The sequence below is a fragment of the Pseudomonas sp. LBUM920 genome, from assembly GCF_003852315.1.
Taxonomy (GTDB): Bacteria; Pseudomonadota; Gammaproteobacteria; order Pseudomonadales; family Pseudomonadaceae; genus Aquipseudomonas.
Genome location: NZ_CP027762.1, coordinates 4,757,194 through 4,774,273 on the forward strand (window position 1 = coordinate 4,757,194; position 17,080 = coordinate 4,774,273).

Consider the following 17,080-nt stretch of genomic DNA (forward strand, 5'->3'; position numbering starts at 1 on the left):
CTCCATTATTTGCTTCTATCTATATAGGAAGAACAGTTACCACCGAAAACGCAGTTGCGCCTGAGGTTCAGGTGCTGCGGGCGCCTGCGCACCCTCCGCCACCGGCGGCTGAACAGCAGCTTCGCCCGCAGGCACTTCCTGCAACTTGGCCAGGCTCAACTGGGTACGCAATTGATCAGCACTGCCGTTGACGCGGTACACAATGCGAGTGCCGTCGACCAACTGCGGCTGACCACCAAAAGGTTCGAGCAGATGGCCCAGTGCAGCGTAGCGCTCCAGATTCATGCCCTGCACTTCGAGCAATTGTTCACTGCTCACGCCGGGCTTGACCGCAAAGCGTGGCGCCAGCTTTTGGCTGACAGCCAGCAATACGGCGTCGGCCACGGCAGCGGTGTCGGCGCCCTGCGCGGTGCCTTGCTCAGTTTTGTCGCCCAACCACAGGCGCCATTTGGCCTGCCACTGGTTGCCTTCCTGACGGGCGCGCACCGCGAGCAACGCGTCGGCACCGTAGCGCTCGGAGGCTGCACGCAGTGGCGTGGCATCGGCGCTTTCCAGATTCGGTGCGGTGGCGACGACCTGCTCATCCAGATCACCCAGCGGCAGGCGTAACGGCAAACCCCGGTGTTGCGCCGCACGGCGCAAGGCACCGGCAACGGCTTGACCATCACCCACCAGGCTGCTGCCTTCGGTGGAGTCGTTCAGCCACCAGCCGAGAATCGACGGCCGATTGCTGCCCCAGATCGACAGGCCCGCTGCACGCAGGGCGCGATCAGTGCTCACCGGGTCGAAATCCACTTGCAGGCTCTCTGGTGGGCCAGCGTCGTAGCCATACTGGCTGATGATTTGCTGCGGTTCTTTGCGAATCGCCGCCAGGCCCGGGCCTTCGGCGGCTTTGGCGTCGCCAGTCAAACGGATCACCAGGGTTTGCACGGCACGCTGGGTGGCCTGGTCGCGCTCTTGGGGCGACTGGCTGCTGACCGGTTCAAGTACTTGATACAGGCCATTGAGGGTTTCGGCATGACTCGCCAGGCTGACCAACGACAAGCAGCCTACAAAGAAGAATTTACACAGACGCATGGAAGATTCCCGAACGACAAATTTAGCGGCTGGAACAGACCGCGTGAACCCGGCTTGCCAGGCTGTGACCACAGCAGCCGGTAAAACATTCACAGGGTCGCGGTAAGTTTTCGTACTGTCATAACGATAGCGGGTTAGAGGCTATACCTTAATACGCGCCATCGCAGAGACGATTAGCAATTTTTTAACCGCGCTTTTTAACCTTTATGGCCCTGCCCGTCGGCCCGAGGATGGCCGCTGCCCCTCAAGCCTGATAAAATCGCGCGCCTTCGCAGACCGTCAACGGCTGGGCCTCTTCATGAAAGCCTTCGCCAGCTCGGTCGTTACCCAGAAATCCCCCCTAAAGGCCTGGATCATGAGCAAGCAACCCTCCCTGAGCTACAAGGACGCCGGTGTAGACATCGACGCCGGTGAAGCATTGGTCGAACGCATCAAGAGCGTCGCCAAGCGCACTGCGCGCCCCGAAGTCATGGGCGGCCTGGGCGGTTTTGGCGCCCTCTGCGAAATCCCGGCCGGCTACAAACAGCCTGTGCTGGTCTCCGGCACCGACGGCGTGGGCACCAAGCTGCGCCTGGCCTTGAACCTGAACAAGCACGACAGCATCGGCATCGACCTGGTTGCCATGTGCGTCAACGACCTGGTGGTGTGCGGGGCCGAGCCACTGTTCTTCCTCGACTACTACGCCACCGGCAAGCTCAACGTTGAGACCGCGACCCAGGTCGTGACCGGCATTGGCGCGGGCTGCGAACTGTCGGGTTGCTCCCTGGTCGGCGGCGAAACCGCTGAAATGCCAGGCATGTACGAAGGCGAAGACTATGACCTGGCCGGCTTCTGCGTCGGCGTTGTCGAAAAATCTGAAATCATCGACGGTTCCAAAGTCGCTGCCGGTGACGCCCTGCTCGCGCTGCCATCCTCGGGCCCGCACTCCAACGGCTACTCGCTGATCCGCAAGATCATCGAAGTGTCCGGTGCCGACATCGAGAACATTCAACTCGATGGCAAGCCGCTGACCGACCTGCTGATGGCCCCGACGCGCATCTACGTCAAACCACTGCTCAAGCTGATCAAGGACACCGGCGCTGTCAAAGCCATGGCCCACATCACTGGCGGCGGCCTGCTGGACAATATCCCGCGCGTTCTGCCAAAAGGCGCCCAGGCGATCGTCGACGTGGCCAGCTGGCAGCGTCCTGCGGTATTCGACTGGCTGCAAGAGAAAGGCAACGTCAACGAGACCGAAATGCACCGCGTGCTGAACTGCGGCGTCGGCATGGTCATCTGCGTGGCTCAAGAGCATGTTGAAACAGCGCTGAACGTTCTGCGTGAAGCGGGCGAGCAGCCTTGGATCATCGGCCAGATCGCGACTGCCCCGGAAGGCGCAGCTCAGGTTGAACTGAAGAACCTCAAGGCCCATTGATGTCTCAGACCTGTGATGTCGTGGTGCTGCTGTCCGGCACCGGCAGTAACTTGCAGGCCTTGATCGACAGCACGCGCACCGGCGACAGTCCGGTGCGCATCGCTGCGGTGATCTCCAATCGCAGCGACGCCTACGGCCTGCAACGCGCCAGGGATGCGGGCATTGAAACCCGCTCCCTGGATCACAAGGCCTTTGACGGCCGCGAGGCCTTCGACAGCGCCTTGATCGAACTGATCGACGCCTTTAACCCCAGACTCGTGGTTCTTGCCGGCTTCATGCGCATTCTGAGCGCCAATTTCGTGCGGCACTACGAAGGGCGCCTGCTCAATATCCACCCTTCCCTGCTCCCCAAGTACAAAGGCATGCACACGCATCAACGTGCACTTGAGGCCGGCGACAGCGAGCACGGCTGCAGCGTGCACTTTGTGACCGAGGAACTCGATGGCGGCCCTCTGGTCGTACAGGCAGTGGTTCCGGTAGAGTCTGCAGATTCAGCGCAGACACTTGCGCAACGGGTTCACACCCAGGAACACAGGATTTACCCGCTGGCTGTTCGCTGGTTTGCCGAGGGGCGGTTGATTCTTGGCGATCACGGTGCATTATTGGACGGCCAATTACTTGCGGCCAGCGGCCACTTGATTCGAACCTAGGAGATTTTATGCGTCGCGCCTTGCTCTTCGCTTTTGCGCTGTTCGCCTTGCCTGCCGTGCAAGCAGCAGACCTTCACCCTTTCTCCGCCAGCTACACCGCCGACTGGAAACAGTTGCCCATGAGTGGTTCGGCCGAACGCAGCCTGACCAAGAATGACAATGGCACCTGGACCTTGAACTTCAAGGCTTCCATGATGATCGCCAGCCTCACCGAAACCAGCGTGATCCTGTTCGACAAGGATGCGCTGCAACCCAAGAGCTACAGCTTCGAACGCGGCGGCCTGGGCAAGGCGAAGAAGATCAACCTGGATTTCGACCACGCGGCCAACAAGGTCACCGGTTTTGAAAACAAGGACCCGGTCAACGTGACGCTCGAAAGCGGCATGCTCGACAAATCGACTTATCAGCTTGCCCTGCAGCGCGACGTCGCCGCCGGCAAAAAAAGCATGAGCTACCGCGTGGTCGAGGGCACCGATGTCGATACCTATGACTTCCGCGTGATCGGCCCGGAAAAGGTCCAGACCAAGGCCGGCGCCATTGATGCGATCAAGGTTGAGCGCGTGCGCGACCCCTCCCAGAGCAAGCGCATCACCCAGATGTGGTTTGCCAAGGACTGGGGCGGCATCCTGGTTGCCCTGCGTCAGGTGGAAACCGACGGTAAGGAATACAACATCATGCTGCTGGACGGCACCGTTGACGGCAAGGCTGTCAAAGGGAGCTGATCGGCTGATGAGCTGAAAAACAAGCCTCGCTGAATGCGGGGCTTTTTTTTGCCTGCAATTTGTGTGCTGGGCGTTCTACCGCTATCGCAGGCAAGCCAGCTCCCACATTGGAATGCGTTTCCATGTGGGAGCTGGCTTGCCTGCGCTAGCTTTGGAGCAAGCACTACAAGACTAAAGCCTAAGAGGAACATGAAACTTTTGTCATAAAACTCAGGCGCCTGCGACGCAATGTCGCGGATTACGCGGCCTGCGGGACAGTTGCAGTTTGTGCAATGAATTGTTGCGTGCAAAATCGGTTTACTTAGCAAGCTAACAAAACATATAAAAGAGGCCTGCGACGACTTGCCGCAGATCAACCAGAGATTGGAGCAAGCAGATGACTGTAAAAGTAACTGAACGCGACGATGCACACATGTCTCACGAAGCACTGGGCCATGGGATTCACATCTGGGATGTCCATCAACAAGACCAACTGGTCGGCATGTTCCACAACGAGAGCGAAGCCCACAATTATAAAAACGAGCTCGAATCTCTAGAGATGAAACGCCAGGCACAAAGCTCCTGAATACTGAAATCCACTAGGCTCCCCAGCCCCACGCAGCCAGGGTGCCTATAAACACAAACCCCGCCTTTTGAGCGGGGTTTGTGTTTATAGGCTTTGGCGTTGGGCGCGCCTGGCACGCCCGAGTGTTTCAACGCCTTACCACATCAGATCATCCGGGATCTGGTAGGCCGCGTAAGGATCATCCTCATCCGGCACCTGGCTTTCGGTCAGGATATTGAGCTGCACGATACGCTCTGGCGCACGCTCCTGAATCTTCAGCGCTGCCTCACGCGGGATCACCTCGTAACCGCCGCCATGGTGCACGATTGCCAGGGAGCCGTTGCTCAGCTTGTTGCGCATCAGCGTGTTGACCGACAGGCGCTTGACCTTCTTGTCATCCACGAAGTTGTAGTAGTCCTCGGTGGTCAGCTTGGGCAGGCGCGAGGTCTCGATCAATTGTTTGACCTGGGCCGTGCGGGCCTTGGCCTCAGCTTTTTCCTGCTGCTGGCGGTTAAGCTCCTGGTCGCGCTTGACCTTCTCGGCGTGCGCCTCGGCGGCCAGGCGTGCCTGGGTGTCATCCACCTCGGCTTGGCCCTTGTGGACCAGGCGCTGCTGCTTCTGTTTCTCTTTGCCGACCTGCTTGGCCTGCTTTTGGTTGACCAGACCTGCTTTAAGCAACTGGTCGCGAAGGGAAAGGCTCATGGTGCTCACTCACTTAGGCAACTGCTTAACCGCAGCTGGACAGATTCTTTTCCTGGCGTTTGGCTTCACCCCACAGGGCGTCCAACGCTTCGAGGGTGCAATCTTCTATGGATTGGTGCGTATCGCGCAATGCCTGCTCGATAAATCGGAAACGTCGTTCGAACTTGGCATTGGCGCCACGCAACGCAGCTTCCGGGTCAACCTTCAGGTGCCGCGCCAGGTTGACCGCTGCAAACAGCAGGTCACCGACCTCATCGGCAATCGCCACCGGGTCGTTATCGGCCATGGCTTCGAGCACTTCATCCAGCTCTTCGCGCACGTTGTCCACCACCGGCAAGGCGGCGGGCCAGTCGAAGCCGACCTGGCTGGCGCGCTTTTGCAATTTGGCAGCGCGCGACAGCGACGGCAACGCCGTGGGCACGTCATCGAGCAGGGACAGCTGCTGTGGCGCGTCGGACTTCTCCGCGCGCTCCTCAGCCTTGATCTGCTCCCAACGCTCCTTGACCTGCTCTTCGCTCAGCTGAGGAATATCCAGCGGCGCATACAGATCACCCGTGGGAAACACGTGAGGATGGCGGCGGATCAACTTGCGGGTGATGCTGTCGACCACACCGGCAAACTCAAAACGCCCCTCCTCCCGCGCCAGCTGGCTGTAATACACCACCTGAAACAACAGGTCGCCCAGCTCACCTTGCAGGTGATCAAAGTCGCCGCGCTCGATGGCGTCGGCAACTTCATAGGCCTCTTCGAGGGTGTGCGGGACGATGGTTGCGTAGGTTTGCTTGATGTCCCACGGGCACCCGTACTTTGGGTCGCGCAGGCGGTTCATCAGGTGCAGCAGGTCTTCAAGTGAATACATCAGTCAATCTCTGCCCATTGTCTGGAACCGCTGAATATCTAATGTGGGAGCTGGCTTGCCTGCGATAGCCTCGACTCGGTCTATCAGACAGACCGAGTCGCCTGCATCGCGGGCAAGCCCGGCTCCCACAGAAAGCAGTCCACAGATATTTTCAGACCGCATCAAGGTGTGCGATTACGCCGCGTTTCAATGATGTTCGGCAACTGAGAAATCCGCCCCAGCAACCGACCCAACGCGTCCAGCCCCGGAATCTCGATGGTCAGGGACATCAACGCCGTGTTGTCCTCTTTGTTCGAGCGGGTATAGACCGCCAGCACGTTGATCCGCTCATTGAGCAGCACTTGCGACACGTCACGCAGCAGGCCGGAACGGTCATAGGCGCGAATGATGATGTCCACCGGGTAAGTGAGCACCGGCACCGGGCCCCAGCTGACCTGGATGATCCGCTCCGGCTCGCGCCCGCCCAGTTGCAGCACCGAGGCGCAATCCTGGCGGTGAATGCTCACGCCACGGCCCTGGGTGATGTAGCCGACAATCGCGTCGCCCGGCAACGGCTGGCAGCAGCCGGCCATTTGCGTCATCAGGTTGCCCACGCCCTGAATCTGGATATCGCCGCGCTTGCCCGGTTTGTAGCCGGTGGCTTTGCGAGGGATCAGCTCCAGCTGCTCGCTGCCGCGCTCCGGCTCGACCAGTTGCTGCGCCAGATTGACCAATTGCGCCAGGCGCAAGTCGCCGGCGCCAAGGGCTGCGAACATGTCCTCGGCGATCTTCATGTTGGCTTTTTCGGCCAACTTGTCGAAGTCCACCTGCGGCAGGCCCAGGCGCGCCAGCTCGCGTTCGAGCAAGGTTTTACCGGCCGCGACGTTCTGGTCGCGCGCCTGCAATTTGAACCAGTGAACAATCTTCGCCCGTGCCCGCGACGTGGTGATGTAGCCCAGGTTCGGGTTCAGCCAGTCGCGGCTCGGCGTGCCGTGCTTGCTGGTGATGATCTCGACCTGTTCACCAGTCTGCAGGCTGTAGTTGAGCGGCACGATGCGCCCGTTGATCTTGGCGCCCCGGCAGTTGTGACCGATTTCGGTGTGCACGCGGTAGGCAAAGTCCAGTGGCGTGGCGCCCTTGGGCAAGTCGATGGCGTGGCCGTCGGGGGTGAAGATATAAACGCGGTCCGGCTCGATATCCACCCGCAGCTGTTCGGCAAGGCCGCCGATGTCACCGAGTTCTTCGTGCCACTCAAGCACTTGGCGAAGCCAGGAGATTTTCTCTTCGTACTGGTTGGACCCGGCTTTGACGTCGGTGCCCTTGTAGCGCCAGTGCGCGCACACCCCAAGTTCAGCCTCTTCGTGCATGGCGTGGGTGCGGATCTGCACCTCCAGCACCTTGCCCTCGGGGCCGATTACCGCAGTGTGTAGGGAGCGATAGCCGTTTTCCTTGGGGTTGGCGATGTAGTCGTCGAACTCCTTGGGAATGTGCCGCCACAAGGTGTGGACGATACCCAGCGCGGTGTAGCAGTCGCGCATTTCCGGCACCAGCACGCGCACGGCGCGTACGTCGTAGATCTGGCTGAAGGCCAGGCCCTTGCGCTGCATTTTGCGCCAGATCGAATAGATGTGTTTGGCGCGGCCGCTGATGTCGGCGTCCACGCCGGTGGCCTGCAACTCGGAGCGCAGCTGGCCCATCACGTCGGTGATAAAGCGCTCACGGTCGAGCCGCCGCTCATGCAGCAGCGTCGCAATCTGTTTGTATTGATCGGGCTCGAGGTAGCGAAAGGACAAGTCCTCCAGCTCCCACTTGATATGGCCGATGCCCAAGCGATGCGCCAGCGGCGCGTAGATGTCGAAGACTTCGCGGGCTACCCGGTTGCGCTTTTCGTCGTCGGCGGTCTTCACCGCACGGATCGCGCAGGTGCGCTCAGCCAGCTTGATCAGCGCAACGCGCACGTCGTCGACCATCGCCACCAGCATTTTGCGCAGGTTCTCGACCTGGCCCTGGGTGCCCAGCACCATCGACTGGCGCGGGCTGAGGCTGGCACTGATAGCCGCCATGCGCAGCACGCCGTCGATCAGTTTGGCCACGACCGCGCCGAAACGCTGGCTGACCGTCGGCAACGGAATGTGCCCTTCGCGCACGCCGCGATAGAGCACGGCGGCGATCAGCGAATCCTGGTCCAGCTTGAGATCGGCAAGGATCTCGGCGATTTCCAACCCGGTGCGAAAGCTTGACGTGCCCTCCGCCCACAGGTTTTTGGCCGCATTGTCTTGTTGTTCAGACTCACGAGCGAACTCGCAGGCTGCTTTCAAGGCTTCACGGTCCAGTGCCGGGTCGACACTGACGGCATGATCCAGCCATGCCTCGAGATTGATACTGCCGTCGGTGTTGATCGGCTGGTGTGCTCTCACCTGTACCATCTTGCTTACCTTCCCTACGACGCACCTTTAATGCGCCAAAAATCATCGCTGACCTGCTTTACCTGAATAAAGCTTACACACACTCCCTGGCAGGTCACGGCCCTGGAGAATGCAGGCCAGTCGGATTAAACGGGCATCCTAGCCCGCTTCAAATAACGCCATGGCCTCGACATGCGCGGTTTGCGGAAACATGTCGAGGATCCCGGCACGTTTTAGCCGGTAGCCTTGCTTGACCAACTCAACCGTGTCCCGCGCCAGCGTGGCCGGGTTGCAGGACACATACACCAGACGCTTGGCCTTAAGGGTCGCGAGCTTGCGCACAACCTCCAGGGCTCCATCACGGGGTGGGTCCAAGAGTACCGCAGAAAAGCCCTGTTTGGCCCACTCCGCGTCAGTCAAAGGCTGGGATAAATCGGCCTGAAAAAACTGCACATTATGCAAATTGTTGCTGACGGCATTCTGCGCCGCCCGGTCCACCATGGTCTGCACGCCTTCTACCGCGACCACTTCACGCACCTGCCGGGCCAGTGGCAAGGCGAAGTTGCCGAGCCCGCAGAACAAGTCCAGTACCCGCTCGTCGGGTTGTGGCGCCAGCCATTCCAGGGCCTGGGCGACCATCGCGGCGTTGACGCCGGCGTTGACCTGCACAAAATCCCCGGGCCGATAAGCCAGCTCCAAATCCCATTGTTCCAACCGATAACCCAACGCCGAATCCGTCTCGACCGGCTCCGGCTGGCCTTCGCCATGCAGCCACAACTGCGCGTCATGGAAGGTGCAGAATTCTTGCAGGATCAGCAGGTCCGCCTCGGACAACGGCGCCATGTGCCGCAGCAGCACGGCAATCGACGAGCCGCTGAACAACTCCACATGCCCCAGCGCCTGCGGCTTGCTCAGGCGGCGCAGCATGTTCGGCAAACGCTGCATGATCGGTTGCAAGGCTTGTACCAGCACCGGGCAATCATCAATGGCGACAATGTCCTGGCTGGCCACCGCGCGAAAACCCACTTCAAGCTTTTTCGCCTTGGCATCCCAGCGTACGGCCACGCGGGCGCGTCGGCGGTAGCCGAATTCCGGGCCACTCAACGGTGCGGCCCACACCTGCGGCTCGACACCGGCGACGCGAGACAGTTGTTCGGCGAGCATGCGCTGTTTCAGGGCAAGTTGTTCGGCGTGGGGCAAGTGCTGCACGCTGCAACCGCCGCAGCGGCCAAAATGTGCGCACGGTGCCGGACGGCGCAGCTCGCTCGCCGTGAACACGCGTTCGGTGCGCGCCTCGACCACTTTGCCGTGGGCGCCCAATACGCGTGCTTCGACCTCTTCGCCGGCCAGCGCGCCATTTACAAACCAGGTGCGGCCTTCAAAGAACACAATGCCGCGACCGTCGTTGGCCAGGCGCTCGATGGTCAGACGCTGCTTCTTGCCTACCGGAATTTGCGGGGCTCGGCTGCCGCCCGTCGGTTGAAAGCGCAGGCCTCTCTCGTGCTTGGCCATCAGTTGGGTTCGTCGAAAATGCCGGTCGACAAGTAACGGTCGCCTCGGTCACAGATGATCGCGACGATCACTGCGTTTTCCACTTCCCTGGACAAACGCAACATACCGGCCACGGCGCCACCGGAGGACACGCCGCAGAAAATGCCTTCTTCACGCGCCAGACGGCGGGTGGTGTCTTCGGCTTCGCGCTGGGCCATATCGATGATGCGGTCCACACGCGTCGCGTTGTAGATCTTCGGCAGATATTCTTGGGGCCAACGGCGAATGCCCGGGATGGCCGCGCCTTCCATCGGTTGCAGACCCACGATCTGGATCGCCGGGTTCTGCTCCTTGAGGTAGCGCGAATTGCCCATGATGGTGCCGGTGGTGCCCATCGAACTGACGAAATGGGTGATGGTGCCCTGGGTCTGACGCCAGATTTCCGGACCGGTGGTGGTGTAGTGCGCCTCCGGATTATCACCGTTGGCAAATTGGTCGAGTACCACGCCACGGCCTTCGGCGGCCATGCGCTCGGCGAGGTCACGCGCACCTTCCATGCCTTCTTCCTGGGTCACCAGGATCAGCTGGGCACCATAGGCGGTCATTGCCGCCTTGCGTTCGGCGCTGCCGTTGTCGGGCATGATCAATACCATCTTGTAACCCTTGATGGCCGCGGCCATGGCCAGGGCGATGCCGGTGTTACCCGAGGTGGCTTCGATCAGGGTGTCGCCGGGCTTGATCTGCCCGCGCAGTTCGGCGCGGGCAATCATCGACAGCGCCGGGCGGTCCTTGACGGAGCCGGCCGGGTTGTTTCCTTCGAGCTTGAGCAACAGGGTATTGCTGGTTTCACCCGCCATGCGTTGCAAGCGGACCAGGGGCGTGTTGCCGACGCAATCGGCGATTGTAGGGTACTGCAAGGTCATGGCGTATTCGCAATCCAGACTGCGGGGGCGGACATCATACCGGGAAAGGCTGGCGGGCCATATCACGCAAAGTGTGGTGCTTATGGCTTATAGGAATAAGTAAATAGGATGTGTCCTGCAACGGCGCTATCGCGGGCAAGCCCGCGCCCGCAGGTAGCCGGAGGTCGGCGCAGAATCTGCGGCGAATGCAGATCAATGTGGGAGCTGGCTTGCCTGCGAAGGCCACGCCTCGGTGACGCTGTTACCCCAACTGCCCGTTGCCATGATTTTTACGAAACACCTCTTCGCCCATCGCAGAGATCTGTCCCTCAATAAGCGCCTCAAACGGTGTGAGCAATGCATCAAAAGACGCCGGCGCCTCCAGCACCTGCAAGGCCTGCACAATCGCCTCCACCGTCGACAACGCCCCCGGCCCTGGCGCCTTGCGCAGCCGGTAGCGGGACACCGCACCCTCGGCCAGGGTGACTCGAGGCAACGCCGCCAGTAATGGATTGAGGTGCAACAATTTGCGCGCCTTGCGCCAAGTACCGTCAGGCACCACCAGCAACATAGGTTCGTCAGTCGATGTGTAGGCCTGCAAAGGCTGCGCATCCTCAGCGGGAAACAACAACCGCGCCTGGTAGCCGGGCGGGTTCAATAAGGTCGGCAAATCCTCAAACACCTCACCCACCACCAATTGCGCATTGTTCAACCCCAACGCCGCCAGCCGCGCAGTATTGAGCGCGTGGCTGACCTCGCTCGGGTGCTGCAGCAGCAACACGCGGGTGCGGCTGTCGAGGCTGGGGATCAGCGCGCACAGGCAATGGGTGATGGGCCGCAGGCAGCGGGAGCATTGGGGTCGGGACATGGTTTCAGGCCTGGTTGAGCTGGGCTTTGAGTAAATCGCGGAAGGTCTGGATCAACGGCTCGCGGCTGCGGCCCCGGCGCATGATCATCGAAAATGGTGCCTGATAGCCGAAGGTCGCCGGCAGCAATACGCGCAGGTCGCCCTTGTCGGCCCAGGCCTGGGCGTAATGCTCGGGCAGGTAGCCGATGTAGGCGCCGGACAGCACCAGAATCAACTGGGCTTCCATACTTTCCACCGTTGCCGCGCTGTGTTTGAAGCCGTGGCGCGCCAGTTCGGCCTGGCTCCAGTAGCCGCGCCCGACCATGCGCTGTTGGGTGATCACTTGTTCGGGGATGCGCCGTTCGTTGAACAACGGATGGCGGGTGCTGCAATACAACCAGTGTTGCTCGCGGTACAGCGGCATGCAGATCAGCCCGCTCATGCGGTTGGAAAAGGCGCCAATGGCCAGATCCAGGCGATTGTCCTGCACACCCAGTTGCAATTCGTAAGGGCTCATCACCGAGAGGTGCAAATGCACGGCCGGGTGTTCCTGGCTGTAGGCGCCAATCACTTCAGCGAACGGCAGCGCCTTGTCGCTGACGGTGGAGTCGAGCACGCCCAGCTTCAATGTGCCGCGCAACTCGCCCTTGAGCGCTGCGGCGTATTGCTCGAAGCCTTCCAATTCGCCCAAGAGGCGCAGGGTTTCCTGATGGAACAGCTCGCCCTTGCTGGTCAGGCTGAACCCGCCGCGCCCGCGATGGCACAGCACCAGACCCAACGCCGACTCCAGCTGACTCATATAAGTGCTGATGGCCGACGTCGACAGGTTGAGTTCGTGCTGGGCGTTGGCGAACCCCTGGTGGCGCACGACGCTGACGAAGATGCGCAGGAGTTTCAGGTCGGGCAAGGCGTGGGCCATGGATTCTCCAGAAGCGAACATAAAACCTGTGGGAGCGGGCTTGCTCGCGAAGGCGGTGGATCAATCGAACCCGCCGTGACTGACACACCGAATTGGCGAGCAAGCCCGCTCCCACATTTGAGCCGAGTTTACCCCAGGCGTTAGTTTAGAAAAATCTGAACTAAGTATTTGCCCCTGCCGATTCTTCCCGCCCTGGGCTTTTCGCAGAATCGGCCCCTAATAACCACAACAACGATGAGGCACTCCTGTGGACAAGATTTTTCACCAACCACTGGGCGGCAACGAAATGCCGCGCTTCGCCGGCATCGCCACCATGATGCGACTTCCCCACCTGCAAACGGCCAAAGGCCTGGATGCCGCCTTCGTCGGCGTGCCCCTGGACATCGGCACCTCGCTGCGCGCCGGCACCCGTTTCGGGCCGCGGGAAATCCGCGCCGAATCGGTGATGATCCGCCCCTACAACATGGCCACCGGCGCCGCACCGTTCGACTCCCTGTCGGTTGCCGACATCGGCGACGTGGCGATCAACACCTTCAACCTGCTCGACGCCGTGCGCATCATCGAGCAAGCCTACGATGAGATCCTCGAGCACAACGTGATCCCGATGACGCTGGGCGGCGACCACACCATCACCCTGCCGATCCTGCGGGCGATCCACAAGAAACACGGCAAGGTCGGGCTGGTGCACATCGATGCCCACGCTGACGTCAACGATCATATGTTCGGCGAGAAAATCGCCCACGGCACCACCTTCCGCCGCGCAGTCGAAGAAGGCTTGCTCGATTGCGACCGCGTGGTGCAGATCGGCCTGCGCGCCCAGGGCTACACCGCCGAAGACTTCAACTGGAGCCGTAAACAGGGCTTTCGCGTGGTTCAGGCTGAAGAATGCTGGCACCACTCCCTCGCGCCGCTGATGGCCGAAGTGCGTGAAAAAGTCGGCGGCGGCCCGGTGTACCTGAGCTTCGACATCGACGGTATCGATCCGGCCTGGGCACCAGGCACCGGCACGCCGGAAATCGGCGGGCTGACCACTATCCAGGCGATCGAGATCATCCGTGGCTGCCAGGGCCTCGACCTGATTGGTTGCGATCTGGTAGAAGTTTCGCCGCCTTACGACACCACCGGCAACACCTCGCTGCTCGGCGCCAACCTGCTGTACGAAATGCTCTGCGTACTGCCCGGCGTGGCGCATCGCTGATGAGCACGCGCGAGGTGCTGCACGCCGCGGCCGAACTGGTCTCGGCCTTCGCCCGCAATGACCGCGCCGCCTACTTCGGCGCGTTCACGGCCGATGCCAGCTTAGTGTTTTACACCCTCCCCCAGCCGCTGCTCAGCCGCGATGCCTACCAGGCATTGTGGGACAGCTGGCGCCGGGACGAGGGGTTTGAGGTGCTGTCCTGCACGTCAAGCAACGCGTTTGTCAGCCTGCAAGGTGACGTGGCGATTTTTATTCATGACGTGGCCACCGAGCTGCGCATGAACGGGGAGCAATTTTTTAGCCAGGAGCGCGAGACCATTGTCTTCAAACGGCAAGGGTCTGGCACACAACAAAAACAAGGCCTGTGGCTGGCCTGTCACGAACATTTGTCCGCTATGCCGGAAGGGCTGCCGCCCCCTTAGCCAATGTGATCGGAGCTGATCATGAATAATAAAAACAACGATAAAAGTATTCGAACGATAGAAACCAACGGGGTCGAACAGATCCCGGACCACGAACGTACTGCCGGGCCCAAGGATCTGTTCCGACTGATCTTCGGCGGTGCCAATACCTTTGCCACCGCCGTGCTGGGTTCGTTTCCGGTGCTGTTCGGCTTGTCGTTCCAGGCCGGCGTCTGGGCGATTGTGCTGGGCGTGCTGGTGGGGGCGCTGATCCTGGCGCCCATGGGCCTGTTCGGGCCGATCAATGGCACTAACAATGCCGTGTCGTCCGGTGCGCACTTTGGTGTGCACGGGCGCATTGTCGGCTCGTTTCTGTCGCTGCTGACGGCGATTGCCTTCTTCTCACTGTCGGTGTGGAGTTCAGGCGATGCGTTGGTCGGCGGTGCGAAACGGCTGATCGGCCTGCCGGAAACCGACCTGACGCTGGGCCTGGCCTACGGCCTGTTCGCCTTGCTTGTACTCACCGTGTGCATCTATGGCTTTCGCTTCATGCTGTGGGTCAACCGCATTGCGGTGTGGGCGGCGAGTCTGCTGTTCCTGCTGGGCATCTTCGCGTTTGCGCCCGCCTTCGACAGCCACTTCGCCGGCACCGTCGGCCTCGGCCAGAGCGGCTTTTGGGCGGCCTTCATCGGCGCTGCGCTGGTGGCGATGAGCAATCCGATTTCCTTTGGTGCATTCCTCGGTGACTGGTCGCGCTACATCCCGCGTGAGACGCCGAAAATGCGCATCATGCTGGCAGTCGTCCTGGCTCAGATCGCTACGTTGATTCCGTTTCTGTTTGGCCTGGCCACGGCGACTATCGTGGCGATCAAGGCCCCGGACTACATCGCCACCAATAACTATGTCGGCGGTTTGCTGGCGGTGGCGCCTACCTGGTTCTTCCTGCCGGTGTGCCTGATCGCGGTAATCGGCGGCATGTCCACTGGCACCACCTCGCTGTATGGCACCGGCCTGGACATGTCCAGCGTGTTTCCGCGCCTGCTGTCACGGGTCAAGGCCACGCTGCTGATCGGCGTGATGTCGATTGCCTTCATCTTTATCGGACGCTTCGCCGCCAACCTGGTGCAAAGCGTGTCGACTTTCGCCGTGCTGATCATCACCTGCACCACGCCCTGGATGGTGATGATGATCATCGGCCTGATTGTGCGCCGCGGCTTCTACTGCCCGGACGACTTGCAGGTATTCACTCGCGGTGAAACCGGCGGGCGCTACTGGTTCAGCCATGGCTGGAACTGGCGCGGACTCGGGGCCTGGATCCCGAGTGCGCTGGTGGGTTTGTGCTTCGTCAATTTGCCGGGGCAGTTTGTCGGGCCGCTGGGCAACCTGGCCGACGGCATCGATATCAGCCTGCCGGTGACGCTGGGGTTGGCCTCGGTGGTGTACCTGAGCTTGCTTCGCCTGTTCCCGGAACCGGCGGCTGTTTATGGCCCCCAGGGGCCGCTTCGCAGCCCAACGAGAGCAAATTCCCTCGCCACAAAAAGCGCCTCAATAGCCTAAAAAAATAATCGGAGACCCGCCGTCATGGCTTTGGATTTATTCGTCGTACTCATCTACGCCGCCGGCATGCTCGTGCTCGGCTATTACGGCATGCGCCGCGCCAAGACCCACGAAGATTACCTGGTGGCCGGCCGCAACCTGGGCCCGTCGCTGTACATGGGCACCATGGCCGCCACGGTATTGGGCGGTGCATCCACCGTCGGCACCGTGCGCCTGGGTTATGTGCACGGCATCTCCGGCTTCTGGCTGTGTGCTGCGCTGGGCGCCGGGATCATCGCGTTGAACCTGTTCCTGGCCAAACCACTGCTGAAGTTGAAGATCTTCACCGTCACCCAGGTCCTGGAAAAACGCTACAACCCGATGGCCCGCCAAGCGAGTGCGGTGATCATGCTGGCCTACGCGCTGATGATTGGCGTGACCTCGATCCTGGCCATCGGCACCGTGCTGCAAGTGCTGTTCGGCCTGCCGTTCTGGGTCTCGGTGCTGTTGGGCGGTGGCGTGGTGGTGGTGTATTCGACCATCGGCGGCATGTGGTCGCTGACGCTTACCGACATTGTGCAGTTCGTGATCAAGACCGTCGGGCTGATGTTTATCCTGCTGCCGATCTGCCTGTACCGCGTCGGCGGCTGGGATCAACTGGTGGCCAAGTTGCCGGCGTCGAATTTCAGCTTCACCGAAATCGGCTGGGACACGATCATCACCTACTTCATGATCTACTTTTTCGGCATCCTGATCGGTCAGGACATCTGGCAACGGGTGTTCACTGCCCGTGACGAAAAGGTCGCGCAGTACGCAGGCACCTTCGCCGGCTTCTACTGCATTCTTTACGGCCTGGCCTGCGCGCTGATCGGCATGGCTGCTCATGTGCTGTTGCCGAATCTGGACAACGTCAACAATGCCTTCGCCGCTATCGTCAAAGCTTCATTGCCGGACGGCATTCGCGGGCTGGTGATCGCCGCCGCACTGGCCGCGATGATGTCCACCGCCAGCGCCGGCTTACTCGCCGCCTCCACCGTATTGACCGAAGACCTGCTGCCGCGTTTGCGCGGTGGCAAACAATCGAGCCTGAACATCAACCGCTTGTTCACGATGCTGACGGGCATTGCCGTGCTGGGTATCGCCCTGGTGGTCAACGATGTGATCAGCGCCTTGACCCTCGCCTACAACTTGTTGGTGGGTGGCATGCTGATCCCACTGATGGGAGCGATTTTCTGGAAGCGGGCAACCACCTCGGGGGCGATCGCATCCATGGCCCTGGGCTTTGTGACGGCATTGGTCTTCATGTTCAAGGATGGCTTGGACGCGAACACGCCGATCTATTACAGCCTGGCGGTTGGGCTGGTGAGTTTTGTTGGGGTGAGTTTGTTGTCGCGACGCCCGCAGGCTGCGGCGGCTAGGGCAATTTAAGGCAGC

Annotated in this window: 16 protein-coding genes; 8 read left to right on the forward strand and 8 right to left on the reverse strand. The window is 60.9% G+C overall.

Going from position 1 to position 17,080, the window contains the following annotated elements:
* Positions 1-36: 36 nt before the first annotated feature.
* Complete coding sequence (locus C4J83_RS21980; RefSeq protein ID WP_124418190.1) at positions 37-1,077, reverse strand: DUF2066 domain-containing protein; 1,041 nt, start codon at positions 1,075-1,077, stop codon at positions 37-39.
* 355 nt (positions 1,078-1,432) lie between these two features.
* On the opposite strand from C4J83_RS21980, the gene purM reads away from it, so the two are divergent.
* The 4 genes from purM (at position 1,433) to C4J83_RS22000 (ending at position 4,428) form a co-directional block, all read left to right on the forward strand.
* Complete coding sequence (gene purM, locus C4J83_RS21985; protein WP_124418191.1) at positions 1,433-2,491, forward strand: phosphoribosylformylglycinamidine cyclo-ligase; 1,059 nt, start codon at positions 1,433-1,435, stop codon at positions 2,489-2,491.
* The gene (gene purN, locus C4J83_RS21990) at positions 2,491-3,141 is read left to right on the forward strand and encodes a phosphoribosylglycinamide formyltransferase (RefSeq protein ID WP_124418192.1); all 651 of its coding nucleotides are present in this window, start codon (positions 2,491-2,493) and stop codon (positions 3,139-3,141) included. Before purM ends, purN begins: the two co-directional genes overlap by 1 nt.
* An 8-nt stretch (positions 3,142-3,149) precedes the next feature.
* Complete coding sequence (locus tag C4J83_RS21995) at positions 3,150-3,863, forward strand: DUF3108 domain-containing protein (protein ID WP_106576404.1); 714 nt, start codon at positions 3,150-3,152, stop codon at positions 3,861-3,863.
* 376 nt (positions 3,864-4,239) lie between these two features.
* Positions 4,240-4,428, forward strand: a complete 189-nt coding sequence (locus C4J83_RS22000; protein ID WP_119742236.1) for a hypothetical protein — start codon at positions 4,240-4,242, stop codon at positions 4,426-4,428.
* A 135-nt stretch (positions 4,429-4,563) separates the two neighbouring features.
* On the opposite strand, the gene C4J83_RS22005 is transcribed toward C4J83_RS22000, so the two are convergent.
* From C4J83_RS22005 to C4J83_RS22035, 7 genes are all read right to left on the reverse strand, one after another.
* Positions 4,564-5,109, reverse strand: coding sequence for a DUF2058 domain-containing protein (locus C4J83_RS22005; protein WP_014719402.1), 546 nt, complete (start codon positions 5,107-5,109; stop codon positions 4,564-4,566).
* Between the two features lie 25 nt (positions 5,110-5,134).
* A complete protein-coding gene (gene mazG / locus C4J83_RS22010; protein ID WP_106576402.1) occupies positions 5,135-5,968 on the reverse strand; it encodes a nucleoside triphosphate pyrophosphohydrolase in 834 nt (277 codons plus the stop codon).
* 161 nt (positions 5,969-6,129) lie between these two features.
* Positions 6,130-8,373: a GTP diphosphokinase gene (gene relA / locus C4J83_RS22015; protein ID WP_124418193.1), complete on the reverse strand. Its 2,244-nt coding sequence runs from the start codon at positions 8,371-8,373 to the stop codon at positions 6,130-6,132.
* A gap of 138 nt (positions 8,374-8,511) precedes the next feature.
* A complete protein-coding gene (rlmD, locus tag C4J83_RS22020) occupies positions 8,512-9,864 on the reverse strand; it encodes a 23S rRNA (uracil(1939)-C(5))-methyltransferase RlmD (protein WP_124418194.1) in 1,353 nt (450 codons plus the stop codon).
* On the reverse strand, positions 9,864-10,766 hold the full coding sequence (cysM, locus tag C4J83_RS22025; protein WP_106576400.1) for a cysteine synthase CysM: 903 nt from the start codon (positions 10,764-10,766) through the stop codon (positions 9,864-9,866). The genes rlmD and cysM overlap by 1 nt, the downstream gene beginning before the upstream one ends.
* Before the next feature lie 241 nt (positions 10,767-11,007).
* The gene (locus C4J83_RS22030) at positions 11,008-11,613 is read right to left on the reverse strand and encodes a tRNA-uridine aminocarboxypropyltransferase (protein ID WP_119742230.1); all 606 of its coding nucleotides are present in this window, start codon (positions 11,611-11,613) and stop codon (positions 11,008-11,010) included.
* A gap of 4 nt (positions 11,614-11,617) precedes the next feature.
* Positions 11,618-12,511: a LysR family transcriptional regulator gene (locus C4J83_RS22035; protein ID WP_124418195.1), complete on the reverse strand. Its 894-nt coding sequence runs from the start codon at positions 12,509-12,511 to the stop codon at positions 11,618-11,620.
* 247 nt (positions 12,512-12,758) lie between these two features.
* Here C4J83_RS22035 and speB point away from each other — a divergent pair, with 247 nt between their 5' ends.
* From speB to C4J83_RS22055, 4 genes are read left to right on the forward strand one after another with little or no spacing between them, the layout of a single operon-like run.
* Positions 12,759-13,709: an agmatinase gene (speB, locus tag C4J83_RS22040; RefSeq protein ID WP_106576398.1), complete on the forward strand. Its 951-nt coding sequence runs from the start codon at positions 12,759-12,761 to the stop codon at positions 13,707-13,709.
* The gene (locus C4J83_RS22045; protein ID WP_124418196.1) at positions 13,709-14,131 is read left to right on the forward strand and encodes a YybH family protein; all 423 of its coding nucleotides are present in this window, start codon (positions 13,709-13,711) and stop codon (positions 14,129-14,131) included. The genes speB and C4J83_RS22045 overlap by 1 nt, the downstream gene beginning before the upstream one ends.
* A 21-nt stretch (positions 14,132-14,152) precedes the next feature.
* On the forward strand, positions 14,153-15,667 hold the full coding sequence (locus C4J83_RS22050) for a purine-cytosine permease family protein (RefSeq protein ID WP_124418197.1): 1,515 nt from the start codon (positions 14,153-14,155) through the stop codon (positions 15,665-15,667).
* A gap of 24 nt (positions 15,668-15,691) precedes the next feature.
* Entirely contained in the window at positions 15,692-17,074 is a 1,383-nt protein-coding gene (locus tag C4J83_RS22055) for a sodium:solute symporter family protein (RefSeq protein ID WP_106576395.1), read from the forward strand.
* The last annotated feature ends 6 nt before the right edge of the window (positions 17,075-17,080 follow it).

Coding starts and splice junctions, on each gene's coding strand:
- mazG (WP_106576402.1), bottom strand. CDS start 5,968: ATGTATTCACTTGAAGACCTGCTGCACCTGATGAACCGCCTGCGCGAC.
- C4J83_RS21980 (WP_124418190.1), bottom strand. CDS start 1,077: ATGCGTCTGTGTAAATTCTTCTTTGTAGGCTGCTTGTCGTTGGTCAGC.
- C4J83_RS21995 (WP_106576404.1), top strand. CDS start 3,150: ATGCGTCGCGCCTTGCTCTTCGCTTTTGCGCTGTTCGCCTTGCCTGCC.
- cysM (WP_106576400.1), bottom strand. CDS start 10,766: ATGACCTTGCAGTACCCTACAATCGCCGATTGCGTCGGCAACACGCCC.
- relA (WP_124418193.1), bottom strand. CDS start 8,373: ATGGTACAGGTGAGAGCACACCAGCCGATCAACACCGACGGCAGTATC.
- purN (WP_124418192.1), top strand. CDS start 2,491: ATGTCTCAGACCTGTGATGTCGTGGTGCTGCTGTCCGGCACCGGCAGT.
- C4J83_RS22030 (WP_119742230.1), bottom strand. CDS start 11,613: ATGTCCCGACCCCAATGCTCCCGCTGCCTGCGGCCCATCACCCATTGC.
- C4J83_RS22005 (WP_014719402.1), bottom strand. CDS start 5,109: ATGAGCCTTTCCCTTCGCGACCAGTTGCTTAAAGCAGGTCTGGTCAAC.
- C4J83_RS22045 (WP_124418196.1), top strand. CDS start 13,709: ATGAGCACGCGCGAGGTGCTGCACGCCGCGGCCGAACTGGTCTCGGCC.
- purM (WP_124418191.1), top strand. CDS start 1,433: ATGAGCAAGCAACCCTCCCTGAGCTACAAGGACGCCGGTGTAGACATC.
- C4J83_RS22050 (WP_124418197.1), top strand. CDS start 14,153: ATGAATAATAAAAACAACGATAAAAGTATTCGAACGATAGAAACCAAC.
- rlmD (WP_124418194.1), bottom strand. CDS start 9,864: ATGGCCAAGCACGAGAGAGGCCTGCGCTTTCAACCGACGGGCGGCAGC.
- C4J83_RS22035 (WP_124418195.1), bottom strand. CDS start 12,511: ATGGCCCACGCCTTGCCCGACCTGAAACTCCTGCGCATCTTCGTCAGC.
- C4J83_RS22000 (WP_119742236.1), top strand. CDS start 4,240: ATGACTGTAAAAGTAACTGAACGCGACGATGCACACATGTCTCACGAA.
- C4J83_RS22055 (WP_106576395.1), top strand. CDS start 15,692: ATGGCTTTGGATTTATTCGTCGTACTCATCTACGCCGCCGGCATGCTC.